Consider the following 4441-nt stretch of genomic DNA (forward strand, 5'->3'; position numbering starts at 1 on the left):
CCGGCTGAACTTAGCTTTCAGGAGCTGATACCTGAAGATAAAAATCAGCCTTGCGTTTTCTGTTTCGTCTTTGGGGCAAGCCAAAGATGAAAACCCGCCTGGTAAGGCTAGCGGAAATGTATTGGAGCAGAATCGATCCTCTTCAACGCATCTTGAAAAAGACTTTTATAGAAAACATTCATGATTCCGGCGAATCACCAACAGGGATGAAAGTGGAAAGTTTTCCGGACATCAGGTTTTCATTGTTATCTGAAGTTGTCGGGTTGTCTTGGAACTTGAAACTCGAAACTCAGAAGGGACTTTCACAGTAAAAGATGTCATCGTTGAGAATAGACCTTTTCACCACCGACAAAAGTCTCTAACACGTTCACTTTGGGAACTTCTTTCACATCAATTTGCATAATATCCTGGTCAAGCACCACGAAGTCGGCAAATTTTCCGGGCTCAATACTCCCTTTCTCATTTTCCTCAAAGTTGGATTTTGCAGCCCAGATCGTCATGGCCTTTAACGCCTGCTCACGGGTCAGCGAATTTTCCATTTGAAAGCCTCCTTTGGGATAATAATCGAAGTCCATCCGTGCAACAGCAGCATAAAAACCATACAAGGGGTTGATGTTCTCAACCGGAAAATCGCTGCCGTCAGCTAACCACCCATTTTGCTCCATTAAGGTTTTGTAGGCATAGGCATATTTCACCCGTTCCTCGCCCAGTCTTTCCCCGGCCCAATACATATCCGAAGTAGCATGTGTTGGTTGCACCGATGGAATAATGGCGTATTTTTTAAACAAACTGAAGTCGTTGGGAGCCACAACCTGCGCATGCTCAATCCGCCATCGCCTGTCGTTTGCACCTTTTAAAAATTCGCCATACATCGTAAGCATGACACGATTGGCCGAATCGCCAATGGCGTGGGTATTGACCTGGTAGTTATTTTCAAAAGCAAGCTTACAAAATTTCCGTAATTCTTCCGGCGTCGATACCATTAAGCCATAGTTGCCCGGATCATCCGAATAAGCTTGTAACAAACATGCACCTCGCGAACCTAAAGCCCCGTCAGCATATAATTTGATGGAGCGAACATTCAAATAATCGGTCTTATAGTGACCTTTTTTGACAAATTGCTCCAGGTTTTCATCCGAGGGAGTTAACATGGCATAAATACGCATCTTTAAGGAATCTGACTTTTGCAGGGTATCAATAAGCATCACAATTTCATTGGAAAGACCGGCATCATCAACCGTTGTCAACCCAACAGCAAAGCAGTCCTTTTGCGCTTCAAGCAATGCCTTCGTGTTAACTTTCACATCCGGTTTGGGCATTACCTTCCAAACCAACTCCATGGCCTGATCAATTAACACACCTGTTAACCGGCCATCTTTTTTAACAAACTTTCCACCGTCAAGCTCAGATTTTTCGGTTATCCCGGCTCTTTTTAAGGCTTCAGAATTCACAAGTATCGCATGCCCATCAATCCGCGATAGTACAACTGGTCGGTTCGGAAACGCCTGGTCCAGCTTTTCCTTCGTTGGAAATTCTTGAATCTCCCAGTCATTTTGATCCCAACCTCCTCCCTGTATCCATTCCGAGGGATGACTTTCAGCATGTTGTTTCACCCGCTCCAACACGTCATCAAACGATTTAGTACCGACCAAATTGGCCATCTGCCGCTCCAGTCCATAACTGTAAAAGTGGCAATGAGCATCGTAAAATCCCGGATAAACAGTTTTTCCCTGCAGATCAATTACAGTGTCTGCCTGGTACAATTGAGTAAGCTCGTCCGCATTTCCGACAGCAACGAACTTTCCATTATTCACAACAAAGCTCTCATTGACATCAAACTTGTTGTTTACGGTGTATACTTTGGCATTGGTTACGATAAGATCGGCATGTTCTTTCATTGGTGAGCAAGATAACAGGGTGGCAATAATAAGTGCAACTAAACTAATTTTCATATAGGTCTGGTTTGGGGTCACTATTTTATTAAACTCAAAAAATTGAATAATAGTCTACTCATTAAACCAATTCACATTGGCCGGCGGACTTTTGTAATGCATAGCAATAAAAATTAATCCCGGTACTTGGCATTAACAACCAGGCGAACAAAAGAGGAAACAAACATGATCACCCACAGCAAGAAAAGTAACAAGGACCGAACTTCCTTGAGGTTAAATGAGAAAGAAAGCTCGAAGCGCTTTTGGCCTACTTTTTATCGATGGTTGAAAGCGAACCGGAGGCTTAGTGAAGCCGGGAAGCTCCGACGACAGAAGGAGATCACCCGGACGAACTTAGCTTTCAGGAGCTGACACCTGAAGATAAAAATCAGCCTTGAACTTTTTGTTTACCTTTTTGGTTCAAGCCAAAAAGTAAAATCCGTCCGATAGGACAAAATAACCTTCCTTGTACAAATTAGAAGTGAAAGACCATTCACTGAAAAATCTAAAGAAGAGACTTTCACGGAAAACAAACCTGATTCCCGAGGATCACCTACAAGTATGGAAGTATAAGATTTCGTGAATAGCCACTTGTCCTTCTCCTCAAAAGTTATCGGGTTGACTCGAAACTCGAAACTCGAAACTTGGAACTTGGAACTTGGAATTAAAAAAAAGCAAATACAAATAAAAAAGAATAAAAACAATAGTTATTTCTTACACAAATTTCTCTTAACCAACTCATTTAATGACCTAAACATGCTCCAAAACATAAGCAAAGACCAGAGTCCATACCGTTTACTTATCGTAACTTTGTTAACGATAAAGGACAGTAATAATTCAAAATTGAAAGCTTATGAAAAGTGTTTCCGAAAAAGGACATGCCAAAAATGCGTCTAATATAAAAACGGTCTTGGCAGTTGTAAGAGGAATGGGCGAAACATATAATCCTTCCAACGAGAAAATTCAGATCTCTTCGCTGGCAAATCTATGTGTAAATGCCGAAGCAGCGGTCAAATTGGTAAACAAATGCATGGCCGATAGCAAACCAGCCATCACAAACCGCGAAGAAGCCTACAAACCACTCTCCGGCCTTACCACCCGCATTTTAAATGCACTTAAAGCCTGCGGTGCCCCCAAACAACTGGTGGAAAATGCCCAGACACTGGTAAAGAAAATAAGAGGAGACCACAAACGTGTTGTAACCGATTCAACAGTCGAATCAACCGATACCACCGATACGAAGCATCATTCAACATCGCGAATGAGCTTTGACAGTCGCCTCGATAATTTCGACAAACTGATTAATCTCCTGGCAACAATTGAGCAATACACCCCGAATGAAGTCGAACTAACCACCGAATCATTACGGACGATGTACACGGATATAGATGAAAAAAACACAGCCGCAACCCTGGTCGAAATACCACTCGACTCAGCCCGTATCGAGCGCAATAAAGTTCTTTATGCGGAAAACACGGGTGTTTGCGATATCGCAGCAATGGTAAAAAACTATGTGAAATCTGTATTTGGCGCATCAAGCCCGGAATACAAAACGATTAGTAAAATCCATTTTTCGCGAGCAAACTAGTAGTTTGAATTCCAACAAACAGAAAAACGCAGCCGACGGTAAACAAACGGTCGGTAAGCAAACTATAAAACTTAAGCCCCGGCTAATGCTTGTGTTTATTTAATAGATAAACAAGCTTTTTCCGGGGCTTAGCTTTAGACGCTCCTTTTCATCAAATCTGACAAATTCCGATAAAAACCTCAAATCACACCATTATGATTCGTATTTTACAAAACACTGAAATACAAGAACAATGGAGCTCCGGCATTTATACTTCTTGCTCTTACCAAGTTCGAATAGCCATCAGTATTTATACTTCTTGTTCTTACCAGGTTTGAATAAGCATCAGTATTTATACATCTTGCTCTTACCAAGTTCGAATAAGCATCAGCATTTATACATCTTCCTCTTACCAGCTTCGAATAAGCGTCAGCATTTGTATTTCTTGCCTTTATCATCTTCCAACGGCCAGGAGTATTTATAAATCCTGTCTTTACCGTGTTAAAAACAGATTACCGATTTATCCCTCTCTCATGCGGCTTTTACAAATTCCAATCCCCATCCTACAGAGAACAGGATGTAAATCAATTTAAGCCGGAGGCTTTTTCAAATCAGAAGGTCAATTTCAAATAAGCATCACGACACAGCATACTTAGATCAATCAGTAATCATATACTTTCAAGAATTCCAGTCGATCACTCACCTGCTTAATCCATTCCCGGGCCATCAGCTCATGTCCAAACACCCGCGGGTGCACGCCATCCCAAATCCAGTAATCAATGGGCGCCCGCTTTTGTGCTTCTTCAAACAGGACCGGGTAATCAATCAGAACAGCATCAAAATCAACCGCTAATCTTCTTACAACCTCGGCACGCTCGACTGTTAAAGGGTGCCAGTGTTCATACTGATCCTTCCGCCAGCCTGCGGCAAAGAAAAAAGGTAA

3 protein-coding genes are annotated in these 4441 nt (G+C 42.1%); 1 reads left to right on the forward strand and 2 read right to left on the reverse strand.

Annotated features, from left to right (window positions below):
• Window positions 1-317: 317 nt before the first annotated feature.
• Complete coding sequence (locus AC37HE_RS07150; RefSeq protein WP_500782119.1) at window positions 318-1952, reverse strand: amidohydrolase; 1635 nt, start codon at window positions 1950-1952, stop codon at window positions 318-320.
• An 832-nt stretch (window positions 1953-2784) separates the two neighbouring features.
• On the opposite strand from AC37HE_RS07150, the gene AC37HE_RS07155 reads away from it, so the two are divergent.
• Window positions 2785-3519 (forward strand): hypothetical protein, encoded by a 735-nt coding sequence (locus AC37HE_RS07155; protein ID WP_500782120.1) that lies wholly within the window; start codon window positions 2785-2787, stop codon window positions 3517-3519.
• Window positions 3520-4159: 640 nt separating this feature from the next.
• On the opposite strand, the gene AC37HE_RS07160 is transcribed toward AC37HE_RS07155, so the two are convergent.
• A partial coding sequence (locus AC37HE_RS07160; protein ID WP_500782121.1) for a hypothetical protein occupies window positions 4160-4441 on the reverse strand: 282 nt, incomplete at its 5' end.

The sequence above is a fragment of the Mangrovibacterium sp. genome, from assembly GCF_059905295.1.